Source organism: Bradyrhizobium frederickii, assembly GCF_004570865.1.
GTDB lineage: Bacteria > Pseudomonadota > Alphaproteobacteria > Rhizobiales > Xanthobacteraceae > Bradyrhizobium > Bradyrhizobium frederickii.
Genome location: NZ_SPQS01000097.1, coordinates 1 through 2,484, shown reverse-complemented (window position 1 = coordinate 2,484; position 2,484 = coordinate 1). Strand labels below are relative to the sequence as shown.

Sequence of the window (2,484 nt, the reverse complement as noted above, 5' to 3'; positions counted from 1 at the left end):
CCGGCTTGAGGTGCTCAAGGAGCGGTCGGGGCGCGGTCCTGCCTACGTCGTTGTTGCGCTGCCGGACGGCCGGCCGCGGGCGGTTCGGATCGCGTCGACGGATCTTGCCGAGACGCCGATCACGCCCCACCCGAACGCCGCCGATCTGCCGCGCATCAGTGCACGTACGCTGATCCCATTGATGCAACATTTGAGCGCGAGTCTGGGCCTTCTCGACGAGAAGGTGATTCGCGATGACCCACCGACCGCTTCCAGGTCGCGTTGCGTATCGACCGCTGCCGACGTTGGCAAATCCACCCGGCCGCCCGACGGCCGACATTCCGCGCCTGTGGCCGAATCTATCGACCGCGACGCAAACCCAGATCGCTCAAATCCTCGCCACGCTGCTGCGGCGAATGCAAGCGGTTGCCGGCACGCCCGGAAGGGGACTGGGTCGTGCTGATCAGCTCGACCGTCGCTGACGAGCGGCTCACGACTGCGCACCGAGCCAAGTTGGCCTATGTCTACGTGCGGCAGTCATCCGTGAACCAGGTGCGCCAGCACCAGGAGAGCACCGAGCTGCAGTACCGCCTCGTCGATCGCGCCATCGGTCTGGGCTGGCCGCCGGAGCGAGTCCAGGTCATTGACGAGGATCTGGGCAAATCCGGTGCTGGCGCTGTGGATCGTCATGGTTTCCAGAAGCTCATTGCCGAGATCGGCCTTGGCAACGCCGGCCTTGTGGTGAGCCTCGACGCTTCTCGCTTGGCCCGCAATAACCGGGACTGGCATCAGCTTCTCGAGCTGTGCTCGGTGTTCGGCGTGCTCATTGCGGATGGCGAGCGGCTTTACGATCCGCGCGCCTACCACGACCGCCTGCTGTTGGGCTTGTCCGGCATCATGAGCGAGGCGGAGCTGCATCAGCTTCGGATGCGCCTTCACCAAGGAGAACGCCAGAAGGCGGCACGGGGCGAACTGCGGCTGCCCCTGCCGGCCGGGCTCGCCTATGATCGAGCCGGCACAATTGTTCTCAATCCCGATGAGGAGGTGCAGGCCCGTCTTCATCTCGTGTTTGCCAAATTCCGGGAACTGCAAAGCGCTCGCCGTGTGATGCGGTACTTGGAGAGGAACGGATTATCCTTGCCGGTTCGACCGCTGCTTGGACCATCTCCACACGAGATCGTCTGGCGTGCGCCAGATAGTGCACGCGTCCTTAGTATCCTTCAAAATCCGGCCTATGCTGGGGCGTATGTTTATGGCCGTCGGCAAAAGGATCCGAGCCGATGCCGGCCGGGATCGCTGACGGGAACGGTCAAGGTGGCGATCGGGGATTGGGCGGTTTGCCTCCACGCCGCTCACCCAGGCTATATCAGCTGGGAGGAGTTCATGGCCAACCAGGGGCGACTGGCAGATAACATCTTCCGCTATGAGGCAGGACACTCTGGCGTACCGCGCAAGGGGGCAGCCCTGTTACAAGGAATTGCGATCTGCGGCCGTTGCGGACGGCGCATGAGCATGCGCTACACGGGCCCGAATGCCGACTATCCGGTCTATTGCTGCCGCTCGGATCGGGACCAGCAAGGCAGTGCACTATGTCAGGAAGTCCGGGCCTTGGCGGTTGACGCGCTGGTCGAACGGATGCTCCTCGATGCCCTGGTGCCGGATCAGATTGAGATCGCACTCGCGGCGGCGGGCCAACTGGAGCAAGAGAGTCGTCAGCTCGAGCGTCAGTGGGCGCTTCGCGTGGAGCGCGCCCGCTACGAGGCCGAGCGCGCCCGGCGTCAGTATGACGCCGTCGAGCCCGAGAACCGTCTTGTGGCGCGCTCACTTGAGCGGGCTTGGGAAGAGAAGCTGCGTGTCGTCGAGACGGTCGAGCAGCAGCATGCGCGTTGGCGCGCGCAAGAGCCGCTTCTGATTGGCCCGGCGGAACGCGCAGGGCTACAAGCGCTCGGCGCGAACCTGCCGCGGATTTGGAATGCGGCCACCACGTCGGCAGCCGATCGCAAGCGCATTCTGCGATTTGTCATCCGCGAAGTCGTTCTTGATCAGAAGCGGACCCGAGGTCAGGTGTGGCTCAGGATCGTCTGGCAGACCGGCGCAACCAGCGAGCATCACGTACAACGGCGCGTTCATACCTACCGCAACTATATCGACATTGATCGGTTGCGGCGACGGATCGTCGAGTTGAATGCTGAACACAAAATGGATGGCGAGATCGCGGCAATACTCAATCAGGAAGGCTTTGTCGCGGCCCGAGGCTGCGCCTTCAAAGGCGAGAACGTCTGGCTGTTGCGCACCCGCTGGGGCATTCCCACCGTCAAAATCAACGGCGTGGACAAGAATCCGATGCGCTGGCCCGACGGCAGCTTCTCGATTCAGGGCGCAGCGGCTGAGCTTGGAGTAACCCCGCAAACAATCTTCGATTATCTTGCGCGCGGAATGCTGGCAGGTCGTCAGTTAACCAAAGGCCAGCCATGGCAGATCGAGCTCTCAGACGAACAAATCGGT

General features: G+C 63.0%; 2 protein-coding genes. Both read left to right on the top strand.

Features of this window, described 5'->3' with window-relative positions; all coding sequences use genetic code 11:
- On the top strand, positions 1–442 hold a 442-nt coding region (locus tag E4K64_RS40980; protein ID WP_209311913.1), incomplete at its 5' end, for a hypothetical protein.
- On the top strand, positions 436–2,484 hold a 2,049-nt coding region (locus E4K64_RS39560; protein WP_135167624.1), incomplete at its 3' end, for a recombinase family protein. The genes E4K64_RS40980 and E4K64_RS39560, both read left to right, overlap by 7 nt.